The 17,434-nt window shown below is 72.7% G+C and carries 13 protein-coding genes and 1 pseudogene; 6 read left to right on the top strand and 8 right to left on the bottom strand.

What is annotated here, in order from left to right; translation table 11 throughout:
• Positions 1-63: 63 nt before the first annotated feature.
• Positions 64-915: an N-formylglutamate amidohydrolase gene (locus RWE79_RS10345; RefSeq protein WP_475939734.1), complete on the top strand. Its 852-nt coding sequence runs from the start codon at positions 64-66 to the stop codon at positions 913-915.
• On the opposite strand, the gene RWE79_RS10350 is transcribed toward RWE79_RS10345, so the two are convergent.
• The 4 genes from RWE79_RS10350 to rpsA all read right to left on the bottom strand — a co-directional run bounded on the left by RWE79_RS10350 (position 879) and on the right by rpsA (position 4,523).
• Positions 879-1,247: a tetratricopeptide repeat protein gene (locus RWE79_RS10350; RefSeq protein WP_475939735.1), complete on the bottom strand. Its 369-nt coding sequence runs from the start codon at positions 1,245-1,247 to the stop codon at positions 879-881. The two genes, RWE79_RS10345 and RWE79_RS10350, sit on opposite strands and share 37 nt — an antisense overlap.
• A gap of 51 nt (positions 1,248-1,298) precedes the next feature.
• Positions 1,299-1,907, bottom strand: coding sequence for a dephospho-CoA kinase (gene coaE / locus RWE79_RS10355; RefSeq protein ID WP_475939736.1), 609 nt, complete (start codon positions 1,905-1,907; stop codon positions 1,299-1,301).
• Entirely contained in the window at positions 1,904-2,839 is a 936-nt protein-coding gene (locus tag RWE79_RS10360; RefSeq protein WP_475939737.1) for a PAC2 family protein, read from the bottom strand. Before RWE79_RS10360 ends, coaE begins: the two co-directional genes overlap by 4 nt.
• Before the next feature lie 187 nt (positions 2,840-3,026).
• Entirely contained in the window at positions 3,027-4,523 is a 1,497-nt protein-coding gene (gene rpsA, locus RWE79_RS10365; RefSeq protein ID WP_475939738.1) for a 30S ribosomal protein S1, read from the bottom strand.
• Between the two features lie 303 nt (positions 4,524-4,826).
• On the opposite strand from rpsA, the gene RWE79_RS10370 reads away from it, so the two are divergent.
• Positions 4,827-5,690: a class I SAM-dependent methyltransferase gene (locus RWE79_RS10370; protein WP_475939739.1), complete on the top strand. Its 864-nt coding sequence runs from the start codon at positions 4,827-4,829 to the stop codon at positions 5,688-5,690.
• 8 nt (positions 5,691-5,698) lie between these two features.
• The gene (gene hrpB, locus RWE79_RS10375) at positions 5,699-8,224 is read left to right on the top strand and encodes an ATP-dependent helicase HrpB (protein ID WP_475945732.1); all 2,526 of its coding nucleotides are present in this window, start codon (positions 5,699-5,701) and stop codon (positions 8,222-8,224) included.
• A gap of 1 nt (position 8,225) precedes the next feature.
• Here hrpB and pgfA read toward each other — a convergent pair.
• The 3 genes and pseudogenes from pgfA to RWE79_RS10390 form a co-directional block, all read right to left on the bottom strand.
• Positions 8,226-9,158, bottom strand: a pseudogene (gene pgfA / locus RWE79_RS10380) (cell envelope lipid trafficking protein PgfA); the annotation flags it as partial.
• Positions 9,159-9,171: 13 nt separating this feature from the next.
• Entirely contained in the window at positions 9,172-9,306 is a 135-nt protein-coding gene (locus RWE79_RS10385) for an SPW_0924 family protein (RefSeq protein ID WP_475939740.1), read from the bottom strand.
• Between the two features lie 132 nt (positions 9,307-9,438).
• The gene (locus RWE79_RS10390) at positions 9,439-10,677 is read right to left on the bottom strand and encodes a lytic transglycosylase domain-containing protein (protein WP_475939741.1); all 1,239 of its coding nucleotides are present in this window, start codon (positions 10,675-10,677) and stop codon (positions 9,439-9,441) included.
• Positions 10,678-10,817: 140 nt separating this feature from the next.
• Here RWE79_RS10390 and RWE79_RS10395 point away from each other — a divergent pair, with 140 nt between their 5' ends.
• Complete coding sequence (locus tag RWE79_RS10395) at positions 10,818-11,744, top strand: DUF4184 family protein (RefSeq protein ID WP_475939742.1); 927 nt, start codon at positions 10,818-10,820, stop codon at positions 11,742-11,744.
• Here RWE79_RS10395 and polA read toward each other — a convergent pair.
• Positions 11,675-14,407 (bottom strand): DNA polymerase I, encoded by a 2,733-nt coding sequence (gene polA / locus RWE79_RS10400; RefSeq protein WP_475939743.1) that lies wholly within the window; start codon positions 14,405-14,407, stop codon positions 11,675-11,677. The two genes, RWE79_RS10395 and polA, sit on opposite strands and share 70 nt — an antisense overlap.
• 54 nt (positions 14,408-14,461) lie before the next feature.
• Here polA and RWE79_RS10405 point away from each other — a divergent pair, with 54 nt between their 5' ends.
• Positions 14,462-16,780 carry an FdhF/YdeP family oxidoreductase gene (locus tag RWE79_RS10405; RefSeq protein ID WP_475939744.1) on the top strand — a complete coding sequence of 773 codons (2,319 nt, stop codon included), beginning with the start codon at positions 14,462-14,464 and terminating at the stop codon, positions 16,778-16,780.
• A 62-nt stretch (positions 16,781-16,842) separates the two neighbouring features.
• Positions 16,843-17,325, top strand: coding sequence for a hotdog fold thioesterase (locus RWE79_RS10410; protein WP_475939745.1), 483 nt, complete (start codon positions 16,843-16,845; stop codon positions 17,323-17,325).
• The last annotated feature ends 109 nt before the right edge of the window (positions 17,326-17,434 follow it).

Below are 17,434 nucleotides of genomic sequence, written 5' to 3' on the forward strand. Positions count from 1 at the left end.
TTCAGAGCCTGCGCAACGCTACCGAGAGACAAGGACAGCACGGAAGTGGACACAACACCGGGCATGACACCTGACACGACATCTGCCACGTCACCGGACCCGGCGGCCGACGCGGCACCCGGCGGGGCGGCCTGGGCCGTCACGGCGGGCGCGCCCGGGTCACCGGTGATCCTCCATGTCCCGCACGGCGCACGGGCGATCCCGCCGGCGGTCCGCGCCGGCATCCTGCTGGACGACGACGCGCTGACCGCCGAACTCGGCCACATGACCGACTCGCACACCCGCACCGTCGCCGAACGCGCCGCCGCCGCGGCCGCCGTGACGCCCTGGAGGTTCACCAACCGGCTGTCCCGGCTGGTCGTGGACCCCGAACGCTTCCCCGACGAACGCGAGGAGATGCGCGCCGTCGGCATGGGCGCCGTCTACACCCGTACCCACGACGGCCGTCCGCTGCGTGAGGACGACCCGGACGCCGGCCGGGCCCTGCTGGACGCCTACTTCACGCCGTACGCCGCCGCGATGACCGCCTGCGTCCAGGACCGGCTGGAGGCCGTGGGCCGGGCCGTGGTGGTCGACGTCCACTCCTACCCCCGTGACCCGCTCCCCTACGAGCTGCACGCGGGCGGTCCCCGGCCGGCGGTGTGCCTGGGCACGGACTCCTTCCACACCCCCGGCTGGCTGCTCGACGCCGCGCGGGAGGCGTTCGCCGGCTGCGGCACGGTCGGGCTCGACTCACCGTTCTCCGGGACGTATGTGCCGCTGCGGCACTACGGCGGTGTGCCGGAGGTCGCGGCCTTGATGATCGAGATCCGCCGGGACGTGCCCGGGGACCCGGAGCGCCTGGGCCGGCTGGTGAGCGCGCTGGCCGGGCTGATCGATCAGTCCTGCAGCCGGAACCGCGCCGCCTGGAGGTAGTCGGGCTGCGGATCCAGCGCCGCCGCGAGCCGGAAGTGCCGCAGTGCCTCGTCCGGGCGCCCGGCCCGCTGCAGTGTCCGGCCCAGCGCGAAGTGCGCGAAGGCGTTGTCCGGTTCCCGCTCCAGTACCACCTGGAACTCCAGCTCCGCCGGGCGGAGCTGGGCGGCCAGGAAGAACGCCCGGGCCCGCAGTAGGCGCGCCGCCGTGTTCTCGGGGTGCGCGGCGATCACCGAGTCGAGCAGCTTCACCGCTCCGCGCGGATCGCGGGCCTCCAGCAGCTGCTCGGCGGCACGATAGTCGATGACATGCGTCTCGGGTGTCCGTTCAGGCACGGCCATCTCCTTCCGGGGCCAGGGGTCAGAACTACCCCGCCATCACAGCGGTCATACGCGTTCCCCGCCGCGCAACACCTCCCAGACCTTGCGCACCTGAGGCTCCAGCGCCTCCAGGGTCCCCTCGTTGTCGATGACGAAGTCCGCGACGGCCAGCCGCTGCTCACGGGTGGCCTGGGCGGCCATCCGGGCGCGGGCCTCGTCCTCGGTCATGCCGCGCAACCGCACCAGGCGGTCGAGCTGCGTCGCTGGGGCGGCATCGACGACGACGACCTGGTCGTACAGCGACGCGAGCCCGTTCTCGGCGAGCAGCGGGACGTCGTGGACCACCACGGCGTCCGGCCCGGCGGCGGCCTCCTGCCGGGCGGAGGCGTCCCGGACGAGGGGATGGACGATGGCGTTGAGAGCCCGCAGCCGGGACGCGTCGGCGAAGACGACGGAGCCGAGCGCGGGCCGGTCGAGGCTGCCGTCGGGCAGCAGGATGCCGGGGCCGAACTCGGCCACGACGGCGGCCAGGCCCTCCGTGCCGGGCTCGACGACCTGACGCGCGATGCGGTCGGCGTCGATGATCACGGCGCCGTAGGAGGCGAGGAGCGCCGAGACGGTGCTCTTGCCCGAGCCGATGCCGCCGGTCAGCCCGGCGCGGACGGCCCGGGTCACGCCCCGTCGTCCTCGCGGTCGGCGAGGAAGCGTTCGAACTCGGCCGCCAGGTCGTCGGCGGACGGCAGCTCGACCGGCTCGGCGATCAGCGAGTCGCGGCTCTGGGAGCCGGCCAGGGCGTCGTACTGGTTCTCCAGCCCCCGGACCACGGACACCAGCTCGGCGTCGCCCTCCTCCACCTGCCGGTCGATCTCCACCCGTACGGTGTGCGCCTCGGTGCGCAGCGCGTGCGCGACCTCGGGCAGGACCAGCCCGGTGGCGGCGGTCAGTGCCTCCAGGACCGCCAGCGCCGAGTCGGGGTAGGCGGAACGCGCCAGGTAGTGCGGGACATGGGCGGCGACACCGAGGACATCGCGTCCGGACTCGGCGAGCCGCAGCTCGATCAGAGACTCGGCGCTGCCGGGCACCTGGGCCTCGTCGAACCAGCTGCGGTGGCCGGGGACGAGGTCCAGCCGGTTGCCGTGCGGGGTGAGACCGACGGGGCGGGTGTGCGGGACACCCATGGGGATCCCGTGGAAGTTGATGGCGAGGCGGACCCCGAGACGTTCGATGAGCTGGCGCACGGCGGCGGCGAAGCGCTCCCACTCGACATCCGGCTCGTGGCCGGAGAGCAGGAGGAAGGGCGCCCCGGTGCTGTCCTCGACCAGGTAGAGGGTGATCTCCGGCGGGTCGTACGAGCTCCAGTGGTCCCGCTCGAAGGTCATCAGGGGGCGTCGGGCGCGGTAGTCCACGAGGCGGTCGGCGTCGAAACGGGCGACGATCTCGTGCTCCAGGCGGTCCAGCAGCTGCTCGACGATCTGTGATCCGGTCTCGCCGGCATCGATGTAGCCGTCGAAGTGGTACAGCAGTACGGGTCCGGCATCGCCGAACGCCTCGTCGACGGCCTCGGCCCCGCCCGGCGCGAATTCGTACAGCCCTTGCGGATCCAGCACCGCACACCCTCTCTTTCCCCGCCCGCCACGGTCGTTGGCGGGCCCATGCTCTGCACTCTCGAACGAACGGCGGGGCCCGCGCATTCCCCCGGGCCCCGCCGTGGCCGGGCCGGAACGCGCGTGGGCCCCGCCTCCCGTGAGGGAAGGCGGGGCCCACGCGTGGGTCACAGGACCCCGGCGGCGAGCGTCAGCTCTGGCCGCCGGCCAGCTTCTCGCGAAGCGCGGCGAGCGCCTCGTCCGAGGCGAGGGCACCGGAGGTGTCATCGGACTCGGAGGAGTACGAACCGCCGCCACCGGCCACCGACGGCGCCGGGGCGCCGCCCGTCTCGGCAGCGGCCTGCTCGTCGGCCTCGCGGGACTTGATGACCTGGGCCTGGTGCTGCTCGAAGCGCTGCTGCGCCTCGGCGTACTGGGTCTCCCACACCTCACGCTGGGACTCGAAGCCCTCGAGCCAGTCGTTGGTCTCGGGGTCGAAGCCCTCGGGGTAGATGTAGTTCCCCTGGTCGTCGTACGACGCGGCCATGCCGTACAGGGTCGGGTCGAACTCGACCGAGGCCGGGTCGCCGCCGAAGGCCTCGTTGGCCTGCTTCAGCGAGAGGCTGATGCGGCGGCGCTCAAGGTCGATGTCGATGACCTTGACGAAGATCTCGTCGTTGACCTGGACGACCTGCTCCGGGATCTCCACGTGGCGCTCGGCCAGCTCGGAGATGTGGACCAGGCCCTCGATGCCCTCGTCGACGCGCACGAACGCACCGAACGGGACGAGCTTGGTGACCTTACCCGGGACGACCTGACCGATCTGGTGGGTCCGGGCGAACTGCTGCCACGGGTCTTCCTGGGTCGCCTTCAGCGACAGGGAGACACGCTCGCGGTCCATGTCGACGTCGAGGACCTCGACGGTGACTTCCTGGCCGACCTCGACAACCTCGGAGGGGTGGTCGATGTGCTTCCAGGACAGCTCGGAGACGTGGACGAGACCGTCGACGCCACCCAGGTCCACGAAGGCACCGAAGTTGACGATCGAGGAGACGACGCCGGAGCGCACCTGGCCCTTCTGCAGGGTGGTGAGGAAGGTCTGGCGGACCTCGCTCTGGGTCTGCTCCAGCCAGGCACGGCGGGACAGGACCACGTTGTTGCGGTTCTTGTCCAGCTCGATGATCTTGGCTTCGAGCTCCTTGCCGACGTACGGCTGGAGGTCGCGGACGCGGCGCATCTCGACGAGCGAAGCCGGCAGGAAGCCACGGAGGCCGATGTCGAGGATGAGACCACCCTTGACGACCTCGATGACGGTACCGGTGACGATGCCGTCCTCTTCCTTGATCTTCTCGATCGTGCCCCAGGCGCGCTCGTACTGAGCCCGCTTCTTGGACAGGATGAGACGACCCTCCTTGTCCTCCTTCTGGAGAACAAGAGCCTCGATCTCATCGCCCACGGCGACGACCTCGTTGGGGTCGACGTCGTGCTTGATGGAGAGTTCGCGGGAGGGGATGACGCCTTCGGTCTTGTAACCGATGTCGAGCAGGACCTCGTCCCGGTCGACCTTCACGATGACGCCGTCGACGATGTCGCCGTCGTTGAAGTACTTGATCGTCTCGTCGATCGCGGCGAGGAAGGCTTCCTCGTTACCGATGTCGTTGACCGCCACCTGCGGGGTGGTACGAGGGGCCTCGGTGCTGCTCGTCATAAGGAAAGGGGCTCCGGTACGGACAGAAATCGTAGGTACTGCTACGCCGGGAGCCCTTGTCGTCCCTGCCGAATTCCGGACAGCCTGCACGGCCGAGAGGTTTGCAACAGATACGAGCGCAGCCTGCTCGGTCCGAGGTGCGCAGGCTCGCAGCGCAACTTGTAGCATACGGGGGCAGCCGGGCACGGTCAATGCGCGAAGAGCACACCGGGGGCATTACACCCCTAATCGGGCAACGCGCATTGCATGCTGCGGCGGTATCCGCAGCCACAGGTCAACACAGAGGGTACGACGACAAGCGCGATGATCCAAGCACCCGGTACGGAAGAAGAGCCCGAGGCGACCCGGCGCGGCGCCGACAACACGGAGACCGTCCGTGCCAACCGCGGCTGGTGGGACGGCAACGCCGACGAGTACCAGATCGAGCACGGGGAGTTCCTCGGCGACGACCGCTTCGTCTGGGGCCCGGAGGGGCTGGACGAGGAGGACGTCCGGCTGCTCGGCCCGGCGGAGTACCTCGGGGGGCTGCGGGTGCTGGAGATCGGCGCCGGCGCGGCCCAGTGCTCGCGCTGGCTCGCCGCGCAGGGCGCGCGGCCGGTGGCCCTGGACCTCTCCCACCGGCAGCTCCAGCACGGCCGGCGGATCGGCGCCGGCTCCCCGCACGCGTTCCCCCTCGTACAGGCGGACGCGAGCGCGCTGCCGTTCGCGGACGCCTCCTTCGACCTGGTGTGCTCCGCGTACGGGGCGCTGCCCTTCATCGCCGACACCCAGCTGGTGCAGCGCGAGGTGCGGCGGGTGCTGCGGCCCGGCGGACGGTGGGTCTTCTCGGTGACGCACCCGGTGCGCTGGGCCTTCCCGGACGAGCCTGGGCCCGAGGGGCTGACGGCGGTCGCGTCGTACTTCGACCGGACGCCCTACGTCGAACAGGACGACGACGGGCGCGCCGTCTACGTCGAGCACCACCGCACCCTGGGCGACCGGGTCCGGGAGATCGCGCGGGCGGACTTCCGGCTGGTGGACCTCGTCGAGCCCGAGTGGCCGGAGTGGAACCAGCAGGAGTGGGGCGGCTGGTCCCCGCTGCGCGGACGGCTGCTGCCGGGCACGGCGATCTTCGTCTGCGTCGCCGGACAGGTGACCGGACAGGTGACCGGACAGGGAGCCGGGTGACGAGCCGGATGACGATCCGCGCCGAGGGGCTCGCGCTCCCCGTACGGACGGCCGTGCCGGCGCTGCTCGCGGCGCTGGAGACACACGGGTGCGCGGTGCTCGCGGCCCCGCCGGGGACCGGGAAGACGACCCTGGTGCCGCTGGAGCTGGCCGGGGCGGGGATGCGGGTGGTGGTCGCCGAGCCCCGGCGGATGGCGGCGCGGGCCGCGGCCCGGCGGATGGCGTGGCTCCTCGGCGAGGAGGTGGGCGGCCGGATCGGCTGCACGGTACGCGGCGAGCGCCGGGTGTCGGCGCGGACCGTGGTCGAGGTGGTGACCACCGGCGTGCTGCTCCAGCGGTTGCAGCGGGACCAGGAACTGCCCGGCGTGGACGCCGTGATGCTCGACGAGTGCCATGAGCGGCATCTGGACGCGGACACCGCGATGGCCTTCCTGCTGGACGTCCGGGCGGCCCTGCGGCCCGGGCTGCGGCTGGTGGCGGCCTCGGCGACGACGGACGCACCGGCGTGGTCGGCACTGCTGGACGACGCCCCGGTGGTGGCGGCGCGGGGGCGGATGCACCCGGTGGCCGTCCGTTGGGCCCCGCCGCCGCGCGGGATCCGGCCGCCGCACGGGACGCGGGTCGATCCGGCCTTCCTCGGCCATGTGGCGGCGACGGTCCGGCAGGCGCTCGCCGAGCTGCCCGAGGGCGATGTGCTGTGCTTTCTGCCGGGGGTGGGCGAGATCGCCCGGACCGCCGGGCTGCTGGGCGGTGCGGACGCCGAGGTGCTCCAGCTGCACGGGCAGGCCCCGGCGGCGGTGCAGGACGCGGTGCTGCGCGGCGGCGACGGCGGGCGCCGGGTGATCCTGTCGACGTCGGTGGCGGAGTCCAGCCTGACGGTGCCCGGGGTGCGGATCGTGGTCGACTCCGGGCTGGCGCGGGAGCCGCGCACGGACCACGCCCGGGGGCTCGGTTCGCTGACGACGGTACGGGCCTCGGCGGCGACGGCGGCACAGCGGCTCGGCCGGGCCGGGCGGGAGGCGCCGGGCACCGCCTTCCGCTGCTGGAGCGAGGCCGACGACGGCTCCCGTCCACGGTTCCCCTCCCCCGAGATCGCGGTGGCCGACCTGACGCAGTTCGCCCTCCAGGCGGCCTGCTGGGGTGATCCGGACGCGGGTGGCCTGGCGCTGCTGGACGCGCCGGCGGCCGGTGCGATGACGGCGGCGCGCGAGGTGCTGGCCGCGATCGGCGCCGTGGACGCGGTCACCGGCCGGCCCACCGCCCGCGGCACCCGGATGGCCCGCATCGGCGTCCACCCCCGGCTGGCCAGGGCCCTCCTCGACGGCGCCGCCCGGTTCGGCGTACGGCGGGCCGCGGAGGTCGTCGCCCTGCTGTCCGAGGAGCCGCCGCGTTCGTACGGCGACGACCTGGCCGCCGCCTGGCGCACCGCCCGGCGCGGCGGTGACGGCTACGCGGGGCGCTGGCGTGCGGAGGCCGGGCGGCTGTCCTCCGCTGTGGGTACGGGTACGGGCTCGGGCCCGGGCCCGGGCCCGGATACGGGCGCGGCGGAGGCCGGGGACGACGCCGTGGCGGGGCTGGTCGCGGCGCTCGCCTTCCCCGAGCGGGTCGCCCGGCGGCGCGGCGGTGGCCTGCTGATGGCCTCGGGCACCGCGGCGCAGCCCGGCGAGGGGTCCCGGCTGGACGCGGCCGCGTGGCTGGCGGTGGCGGTGGCGGACCGTCCCTCGGGGGCGCCGTCGGCGCGGGTCCGGCTGGCCGCGGTGATCGACGAGGGGACGGCCCGGCAGGCGGCGGCCCCGTTGCTGGGGACGCGGGAGGAGGTCGGCTGGAGCGGCGGCGACGTCGTGGCCCGCCGCGTGGAGCATCTGGGCGCGATCGAGCTGGCCGTACGCCCGCTGGGGAACCCCTCGCCCGAACGGCTGCGGGCGGCGCTGCTGGACGGCCTGCGCGAGGAGGGCACCGCCCTGCTGCGCTGGAGCCGGGACGCCCAGGGGCTGCGGCAGCGGCTGGCCTTTGTCCACCGGGAACTGGGCGGGGCCTGGCCGGACGTGTCGGAGGCGGCGCTGCTGGAGAGTGCCGGGAACCCCGGGGGGTGGCTCGGCCCCGAGCTGGCGACGGCCCGGCGCCGGGCCGACCTGGAGCGGGTGGACGCCGGTCAGGCCCTGTCGCGGCTGCTGCCCTGGGCCACCGGGGACGCCGCCCGCCTCGACGAGCTCGCCCCGGAACGGGTCACCGTGCCGTCCGGATCACGGGTCCGGGTCTCGTACGAGGCAGAGCAGCCGGTGCTCGCGGTCAAGCTCCAGGAGCTGTTCGGCTGGACGCGGACGCCGCGGATCGCCGGGGGCCGGGTGCCGCTGCTGATCCATCTGCTCTCCCCGGCCGGCCGCCCGGCCGCGGTCACCGCCGATCTGGAGTCGTTCTGGCGGGAGGGCTACCGCTCGGTGCGGGCGGATCTGCGGGGCCGCTACCCCCGGCATCCGTGGCCGGAGGACCCTTCGACCGCCGAGCCGACCCGCCGGACGAACGCGCGCCGCTGAGGCGGCGGCCGCGGGCCTCCAGGACGAGGGACAGCGACAGCAGGGCGGCGCCGAGGAAGAGGAAGCCCCAGGGCAGGTAGCTGGTCATCAGCAGCACGAGCCGGCGCTGGGACTTCACCAGGGCGACGGTGTGCGCGATGTAGTCCTCGCGCATCTTCACGTCGCCGGCGAAGACGGTGACGGGCTGCTGCTTGCCGTCGGTGTAGCGCAGCTCCTCGCGGTGGACCTCCTCGCCGTTGACGGGGGCGCCGGTGGTGGGGTCGACCCAGAACATCCGCTTGGTGGTGTACCAGCGCTCCAGGCCCATGGCGGTGACGGTCGCGGCGGTGACGTCCTTGACCGGCATGGTCCGGGGCATCGGGACCCGGGTCCAGGGGACGGTCTGCTCGAAGTAGTAGACGCTCAGGCCGCGGAAGTCGCGGGTGCCCCGGTAGTGGATGGGGGCGGAGGTGCGGGACTGGGCGTCGAAGTAGTAGTAGTCGCGCTTCTCGGTCAGGAAGGGGAACTTGAACTCGATGCCCTTTCTGGTGACCGGGGTGCCGTCGACGCTCTCGCCCGCCGCGTGGACGGGTTCCTGGCTGTGGGCGTCGAAGATGTAGCGCTCGGGGATCTCGGAGACCATCTTGCCGTCGGGCCCCTGGATGTAGGACAGGCCGTCCCAGACCACGACGTGCCTGCCGGTGGCCCGGCCGACCTTCTCCGCCTCCTCCACATTGCCCTTGAGGGTCTGGACAATGGTGATCTTGGAGACCTTCTTGGGGTGCATGCTGCCGTAGTCGAGCAGGGTGGCGTTCCTCGCTTCGAGGACGACGGCCTGGTACTGGCCGGCCGGGATCCTGGCCAGCCGGGGGAAGGCGTACCAGCGCAGCAGCGGCGAGAGGGCCGCGAAGAAGACGGCGAGGGCGAGGAGCACCAGGCTGGACCGGCGACGCACGGCGGCTCGCCTCCTACGGGTGGGAGGGGACGGTGGTCAGCAGCGGCTCGGGCGAGGTGCTGCCGCTGGGCGTGCCGATCGCGCACACGGCGAGTACGAGAGCCACTGCGGCGGCAAGTCCGGCGGCCGAGGCGATGAACGCGCGCATGACCGGGCCTCCTCCCGATTGGCGGACCCGTGGGGCGGGCCGGGGCACCGTAGCAACCGGGGCGTGAGATGAGAACACGTACGGCCGCAACTCCTGTGGGGAGCGCGGCCGTACGGGTGGCGGTGCCGGGTGTCAGTTGAGCTTGCCGGAGGCCGATTCGCCGGTGGCCACCTCGGTGGCCGAGGCGGAGGGGGAAGCGGTGGCGCACGGGTCGTCGGTGGCCGTGGCGGACGGCGAGGCGGACTCCGTCGCCGACGCCGAGGCGGTCGGGCAGGCGGTCGCGGTCGGGCTCGCCGACTCCGAGGCGGACGCGGAGGCCGACGCCGACGCCGACGCGGAAGCGCTGGCGCTGGCGGACCCCGAGGCCGACGCGGACGCCGACGCCGACGCCGAGGTGCTGATGCTCCCGCCGGCCGTCGCGGTGGGCTTGCCGGTGCCCGAGGCGGAGGCCGACGCGGTGGGCGACTTCGACGAAGAGGCCGACGCGGAGGGCGACTTGGTGCCCGTGGGAGTGCTGCTCGTACCGGTGGAGGTGCTGGTGCCGGGGCTGGTCTCCGTGCCGCCGCCGCTGTCGGGCACCGAGACGGCGCCGCCCTTGCGGAAGTGGTCGTACCAGGACAGGACGGTGTTCAGGTACTCCTGGGAGTGGTTGTAGCCGAGGATCGCCCGGTCCATCTCGGCGTCGACGGACAGGTCGCGGCCGTCGGCGCACAGGTAGTTGCCGGCGGCGAGTGCGGCGTCGTAGATGTTGTTCGGGTCCTTGTCGCCGTCGCCGTTGCCGTCGGCACCCCAGGTGGCCCAGGTGGACGGGATGAACTGCATGGGGCCCACGGCGCGGTCGTGCTTGGCGTCGCCGTCGTACGCGCCGTCGTCGGTGTCGGTGATGTCGGCGAAGCCGTCGCCGTTGAGCACCGGGCCGAGGATGGGGCTGATGGTCGTGCCCTCGGCGTCGACGTTGCCGCCGCGCGCCTGGTTGGACTCGACCTGGCCGATCGCGGCGAGCAGTTCCCAGCGCAGACGGCACTGGGGCTTGGTGGCGGCGATCGCGCTCTGCGCCCTCTGGTACGCGTCCAGGACGGTGGCCGGCAGGCCCGTGCCGGAGGTGTCGGTGCCGGTCCCCGTGCCGGTGCCTGGGGTACTCGACGAGGCGGGCGTAGGGGTGTTGAGCGGCGGCATGTCGGTGTAGTACGGCGAGCCGCCGTCGATCGCCGGGCCGGGTGGCGGGGTGACCGCCGCTCTGGTCGCCGCGCTGTTCTGACCGGCGAAGGCGAATCCCGGACCCTGTGAGGCGGTCAGTGCCGCCATCGCCGCCGCGGCGACCGCCGTGCCGGCGACCCCTCTGCGTATCCGTCGGCCGTACCGCGCTGCCATACCCGGATTCCCTCCCATATGGGCCTGATGTGCGTCTCCCGTGCGCGACAACGGTGGTGACACTACGGCAACTTGCTGCCCGCAGCTACCGGTCCGGGCCACGCATACTGATCAGACATACGGACGTAGGAAGAGGTTGTATGCCGTTCACTTTGAGCCATGCGACGGCTGTGCTTCCGGGTCTGCGGCAGGACCGGAACGGCCGGGTGGCCGGCCGGGGTCCGCTGGTGGCCTCCGCGCTGGTCGCGGGCTCCTTCGCGCCGGATGTGCCCTACTTCGCGGACTCCGTGCTGCGCGGCGTCTTCGGCTACGGGGAGATCACCCACGGCCCGCTGGGCGTCGTGCTGGTCGATCCGCTGCTCGCGGCGGTGATGGTGGGTGGCTGGTTCGCGCTGCGCGGTCCGCTGACGGCGCTGCTGCCCGAGCGGTGGCAGGGCCGGGCGGGCGCGGTGCTGGGGTACGGCGCCGGGCGGCGGCCGTCGTCGCCGCGGACCGCCGGGTGGTTCTGGGTGTCGGCCGTGGTGGGCTCGGCCACGCATGTGGTGTGGGACGCCTTCACGCATCCCGGGCGGTGGGGAGTGCGGCTGCTGCCCTTCCTGGACCAGGGCTCGTTGGCCGGTGTGCCGATGTACCGGGTCGCCCAGTACGGCAGTTCGGCGGTGGGCCTGGTGGTGGTGGCCGGCGCTCTCGTACGGGCGCTGCGTGCCGCTCCCGCCGACGCGCCCCGGCCGGGGCGGGTGCCGCGGCTGTCGCGGCGGGCCCGGCTCTGGGCGGCAGCCGGTCTGGCCGCCGGGGCCGCGGTGGGGGCGGTGGCGCGCTGCTGGCGCTGGTACGACCTCTATCCCTGGGCGCCGGCCGCTGACGCGCTGCCGATCGGGCTGTTCGGGGCCGGTGCCGGGCTGGTGCCCGCCGCCCTCGCCTGCGCGGCGGCGGTGCACCTGGCGGCCCGGCGTCCGGCCCCGGGCCCGGACTCGGACCCGGCCCCGGAGGCGCCGGGTCAGTGGGCGGCGGACTCCCAGTCGGCGCCGACGCCCACCGAGACGTCGAGCGGGGCGAGCAACGGGTAGGCGCCGGCCATCTCGCGGCGCACCAGCTCCTCGACGGCCGCCCGTTCGCCGGGGGCGATCTCCAGCACGATCTCGTCGTGGACCTGGAGCAGCAGCCGGGAGGTGAGTGCCTCCTTGCGGATGGCCTCGTCGACGCGCAGCATGGCGAGCTTGACGATGTCGGCGGCCGAGCCCTGGATGGGGGCGTTGAGCGCCATCCGCTCGGCCATCTCGCGGCGCTGCCGGTTGTCGCTGTTGAGGTCCGGCAGATAGCGGCGGCGGCCGAGCAGGGTCTCGGTGTAGCCGGTGATCCTGGCCTCCTCCACCACCCGCTGGAGGTAGTCCCGTACGCCGCCGAACCGTTCGAAGTAGGTGTCCATCAGGCCGCGCGCCTCGGCGGCCTCGATGCCCAGCTGCTGCGAGAGGCCGAACGCCGAGAGTCCGTAGGCCAGTCCGTACGACATGGCCTTGATCTTGCGGCGCATCTCGGCGTCGACCCGCCCCGCCGGGACGGAGAAGACCTGCGAGCCGACGGTGGTGTGCAGGTCCTCGCCGGAGGTGATGGCGGCGATCAGGCCCTCGTCCTGCGACAGATGGGCCATGACGCGCAGTTCGATCTGGCTGTAGTCGGCGGTGAGCAGCGACTCGTACCCCGCGCCGACGACGAAGCCGCGGCGGATGTCGCGGCCCTCGGCGGTGCGCACCGGCACGTTCTGCAGGTTGGGGTCGGTCGACGACAGCCGGCCGGTGGCGGCGACGGTCTGGCTGAAGCTGGTGTGGATCCGGCCCTCGGGCGCGATGGTCTTGATCAGGCCCTCGACGGTGACCCGCAGTTTGGCCTGCTCCCGGTGACGCAGCATGATCACCGGCAGCTCGTGGTCGGTCTGCGCGGCCAGCCAGGCCAGGGCGTCGGCGTCGGTGGTGTAACCGGTCTTGGTCTTCTTGGTTTTGGGCAGGCCCAGTTCGCCGAAGAGCACCTCCTGCAGCTGCTTGGGCGAGCCGAGGTTGAACTCGTGCCCGACCGCGCCGTGCGCCTCCTTCACGGCCTGCATGACGGCGCCGGCGAACTGCTGCTCCAGCCGCTCCAGATGCTCCCGGTCGGCGGCGATACCGGCCCGCTCCATACGGGCGAGCAGCGCCGAGGTGGGCAGCTCGACATCCCGCAGCAGATCGGCGGCGCCGACCTCGGCCAGCCGCTCGCCGAAGGCCTCGCCGAGGTCGAGGACGGTACGGGCCTGCGCCATCAGGGCGTCGGCCTCGGCGCCTTCCTCCTCCTCGCCGAAGGCCAGCTGGCCGCTCTCGCCGCCGGCCGGGGCCAGTTCACGGCCCAGGTACTCCACGGACAGGACGTCCAGGGCGAAGGAGCGGCGGCCGGGCTTGATCAGGTAGGCGGCCAGCGCGGTGTCCATGGTGACGCCGTCCACGCTCCAGCCGTGCTCGGCCAGGACCCGCATCACGTTCTTCGCGTTGTGCAGCACCTTGGGGCGGGCCGGGTCGGCGATCCAGGTGGCGAAGGCCCGTTCGTCGGCCTCGGCGAGCTGCGTCGGGTCGATCCAGGCGGCCGGGCCTCCGGCGGCGGCCAGCGCGATCTCGGTGACGCTGCCGCTGCCCAGGGCCCAGGCGTCGACCGTGGCCAGGCCCAGCGGCCCCGCCGCGTGGCTGTCCAGCCAGCCGGGCAGCTCACCGGAGTCCAGGACCCGGCCGTCGACCTCGACGCCGGCGGCGATCTCGGCCGCCTCCTCCACCGCGCCCGGGTCGCCGGCGTAGAGCCGCTCCCGGAAGTTGGCGTGCCGGAACTCCAGTGCGTCCAGTACCACGTCGAGCGCGGGGCGGTCGTAGGGCAGGCGGGCCAGCTCCTCGGGGCCGCAGGGCAGGGCCACGTCACGGACCATCTCGGTGAGCCGGCGGTTGAGCTTGACGGACTCCAGATGGGCGCGGAGGTTCTCGCCCGCCTTGCCCTTGACCTCGTCGGCGCGCTCCACGAGCTCCGCGAAGGACCCGAACTGGTTGATCCACTTGGTGGCGGTCTTCTCACCGACCCCCGGGATGCCGGGCAGGTTGTCCGACGGGTCGCCGCGCAGCGCGGCGAAGTCCGGGTACTGGCGCGGGGTGAGGCCGTACTTCTCCTCGACCTTGGCCGGGGTGAAGCGGGTCAGCTCGGAGACGCCCTTGGTCGGGTACAGGACGGTGACATGGTCGCTGACCAGTTGGAAGGCGTCCCGGTCGCCGGTGACGATCAGCACCTCGTACCCCAGGGCCTCGGCCTGCGTGGCCAGCGTGGCGATGACGTCGTCCGCCTCGAAGCGGTCGACCGCGAACCGCTTGACGGACATGCTGTCCAGCAGCTCGCCGATCAGCTCGACCTGGCTGCGGAACTCGTCCGGGGTCTTGGAGCGCGTCGCCTTGTACTCGGGGAACTCGTCGAACCGCCAGGTCTTGCGGGACACGTCGAACGCGACGGCCAGATGCGTGGGCTGCTCGTCACGGAGCGTGTTGGCGAGCATCGACGCGAAGCCGTAGATCGCGTTGGTCGGCTGACCGGTAGCGGTGTTGAAGTTCTCCACCGGCAACGCGTAGAACGCCCGGTACGCCAGGGAGTGCCCGTCCAGCAGGAGCAGGCGCGGCCGGCCGGCCGCGTCCGCCGGGGTGGACGCTGCGTTCGTCTTCTTACCTGTCTCTGCCACGCGTCCGATCCTCCCACGCCCCACTGACAATCCCGGCCGTGGCAGTATCTGCACATGGCAGGCAAAGCACCCTCAGGCGACCCGGTCCAGGACGCACCCGCGACAAGCGCTCCCCAGCACGCCGCCGCCGGGCTGCCGGCCGTCGGCCACAGTCTGCGCATGGCGCACCAGCAGATGGGCGTGCGGCGCACCGCGCTCACGCTGCTCAAGGTCAACCAGAAGAACGGCTTCGACTGTCCGGGCTGCGCATGGCCGGAGCCGGAGCACCGCCACACCGCGGAGTTCTGCGAGAACGGCGCCAAGGCCGTCGCCGAGGAGGCGACGCTGCGCAGGGTGACGCCGGACTTCTTCGCCGAGCACCCGGTCTCCGACCTGGCCGGGCGCAGCGGCTACTGGCTCGGCCAGCAGGGCCGGCTCACCCAGCCCGTCTGTCTGGCCGAGGGCTCGGACCACTACGAGCCGGTGTCCTGGGAGCGGGCCTTCGAGATCATCGCCGAGGAGCTGCGCGCCCTCGCCTCGCCCGACGAGGCGCTGTTCTACACCTCGGGCCGCACCAGCAACGAGGCCGCCTTCCTGTACCAGCTGTTCGCCCGCGAGTTCGGCACCAACAACCTGCCGGACTGCTCCAACATGTGCCACGAGTCGTCCGGCTCGGCGCTGTCGGAGACCATCGGCATCGGCAAGGGCAGCGTCCTGCTGGAGGACCTGTACCGCTCCGACCTGATCATCGTGGCCGGGCAGAACCCCGGGACCAACCACCCGCGGATGCTGTCCGCCCTGGAGAAGGCCAAGACCGGCGGCGCCACGATCGTCACGGTCAACCCGCTGCCCGAGGCCGGCCTGCAGCGCTTCAAGAACCCGCAGAACATCAAGGGCCTGGTCGGCGGCGGCACCGCGCTGTCCGATCTCTTCCTGCAGATCCGTCTCGGTGGCGACCAGGCGCTCTTCCGCGCCCTCAACGCGCTGCTGCTCGAAGCCGAGCAACGAGCCGCTCGGGACGGGGCCCCGGGCACCGTCCTGGACCGCGCCTTCATCGACGAGCACACCCACGGCTACGAGGAGTTCGCGGCCGCCGCCGGCGCCACCGACTGGGACGAGGTGCTGCGCGCCACCGGACTGGCCCGTGAGGAGATCGACCGGCTTCTCGCCCTCGTCCTGGAGTCGAAGAGCATCGTGGTGTGCTGGGCGATGGGCCTGACCCAGCACAAGCACTCCGTCCCCACCATCCGCGAGGTGGTCAACTTCCTGCTGCTGCGCGGCAACATCGGCCGCCCCGGCGCCGGGGTCTGCCCCGTGCGCGGCCACAGCAACGTGCAGGGCGACCGCACCATGGGCATCTTCGAGCGCCCCGCCCCGGCCTTCCTGGACGCCCTGGAGAAGGAGTTCGGTTTCGCGCCGCCGCGCGAGCACGGCATGGACGTCGTACGGTCCATCCGCGCCCTGCGCGACGGCGCGGCGAAGGTCTTCTTCGCCATGGGCGGCAACTTCGTGGCCGCCTCCCCCGACACCCACGCCACCGAAGCCGCCATGCGCGGCGCGCGGTTGACGGTGCATGTGTCGACCAAGCTCAACCGCTCGCACGTCGTCACCGGTGCCCGCGCCCTGATCCTGCCGACGCTGGGCCGCACCGAGAAGGACGTGCAGGCCGGCGGCCCGCAGTTCGTCACCGTCGAGGACTCCATGGGGATGGTGCACGCCTCGCACGGCGGCCTGGAGCCGGCGAGCCCGCACCTGCTGTCCGAGACGGCCATCATCACCCGGCTCGCGCGTGCGGTCCTCGGCCCCGGGAGCAAGGTGCCCTGGGCGGAGTTCGAGGCCGACTACGGCCTCGTACGGGACCGGATATCCCGGGTCGTCCCAGGCTTCGAGGACTTCAACACCAAGGTCGCCCGTCCCGGCGGCTTCACCCTTCCGCACGCCCCGCGCGACTCCCGCACCTTCCCCACCGCCACCGGCAAGGCCAACTTCACGGCGGCCCCGGTGGAGTACCCGGCCGTTCCCGAGGGCCGGCTGCTGCTGCAGACGCTGCGCTCCCACGACCAGTACAACACCACCGTCTACGGCCTCGACGACCGCTACCGCGGCATCAAGGGCGGCCGCCGCGTCGTACTGCTCAACCCCGAGGACGCCGCCGCGCACGGCCTCGCCGACGGCGCGTACGTGGACCTGGTCGGCGAGTGGTCCGACGGCACCGAACGGCGCGCCCCCGGCTTCAGGGTGGTCTGCTACCCGACCCCGCGCGGCTGCGCGGCCGCCTACTACCCCGAGACCAATGTGCTGGTCCCGCTCGACCACACCGCCGACACCAGCAACACCCCGGCGTCCAAGTCGGTGGTGATCCGCCTGGAGGGCGCCACCGACCGTCCGGTATAAAGCTGGTCAGTACACCGAAGTACCACGGGGTACGACGCCACAGACGATCGGAGCCAACCGGCATGGACGACCAGCGCGAGCCGAACCCCACCCCGTTCCCCGCGGAGGTCATCCAGGAGTACGCGGGCCTCGGCGTCGACATCGTCGCCCTGTTCTCGGCCGGCCATCTCGGCGCCCGCATGGGCATCGAGGTGACCGAGGCCTCCGCCGAGCGGGTCGTGGGCACCATGCCGGTCAAGGGCAACACCCAGCCCTACGGCCTGCTGCACGGCGGCGCCTCGGCCGTACTCGCGGAGACCCTCGGCTCGGTCGGCGCCATGCTGCACGCGGGCTCCGGCAAGATCGCCGTCGGGGTGGACCTCAACGCCACCCACCACCGCGGCGTCCGCGATGGCGTCGTCACCGGCGTGGCCACCCCGCTCCACCGGGGGCGCTCCTCCGCGACCTACGACATCGTGGTCAGCGACGAGCAGGGCCGCCGCGTCTGCAGCGCCCGGCTCACCTGCGCCCTGCGTCCGGTGACCCCCAACGGCATCACCGGCTGAGCCTCCTCCCGCTTTCATTTACGTAACGCTTCGTAACATCCGCGCAATACAGGAGGAGAGCCGCGCCCCGGTCGGGGAGTGCTCCGGAGCACTCCTCACCGGCGCTCAC

It is taken from the genome of Streptomyces sp. RLA131, assembly GCF_056270125.1.

Bases quoted from the DNA above. Each gene is read 5' to 3' on its own strand.
- RWE79_RS10345 (WP_475939734.1), top strand. From the start codon at position 64: ATGACACCTGACACGACATCTGCCACGTCACCGGACCCGGCGGCCGAC.
- rpsA (WP_475939738.1), bottom strand. From the start codon at position 4,523: ATGACGAGCAGCACCGAGGCCCCTCGTACCACCCCGCAGGTGGCGGTC.
- RWE79_RS10370 (WP_475939739.1), top strand. From the start codon at position 4,827: ATGATCCAAGCACCCGGTACGGAAGAAGAGCCCGAGGCGACCCGGCGC.
- hrpB (WP_475945732.1), top strand. From the start codon at position 5,699: ATGACGATCCGCGCCGAGGGGCTCGCGCTCCCCGTACGGACGGCCGTG.
- RWE79_RS10385 (WP_475939740.1), bottom strand. From the start codon at position 9,306: ATGCGCGCGTTCATCGCCTCGGCCGCCGGACTTGCCGCCGCAGTGGCT.
- RWE79_RS10390 (WP_475939741.1), bottom strand. From the start codon at position 10,677: ATGGCAGCGCGGTACGGCCGACGGATACGCAGAGGGGTCGCCGGCACG.
- RWE79_RS10395 (WP_475939742.1), top strand. From the start codon at position 10,818: ATGCCGTTCACTTTGAGCCATGCGACGGCTGTGCTTCCGGGTCTGCGG.
- RWE79_RS10405 (WP_475939744.1), top strand. From the start codon at position 14,462: ATGGCAGGCAAAGCACCCTCAGGCGACCCGGTCCAGGACGCACCCGCG.
- RWE79_RS10410 (WP_475939745.1), top strand. From the start codon at position 16,843: ATGGACGACCAGCGCGAGCCGAACCCCACCCCGTTCCCCGCGGAGGTC.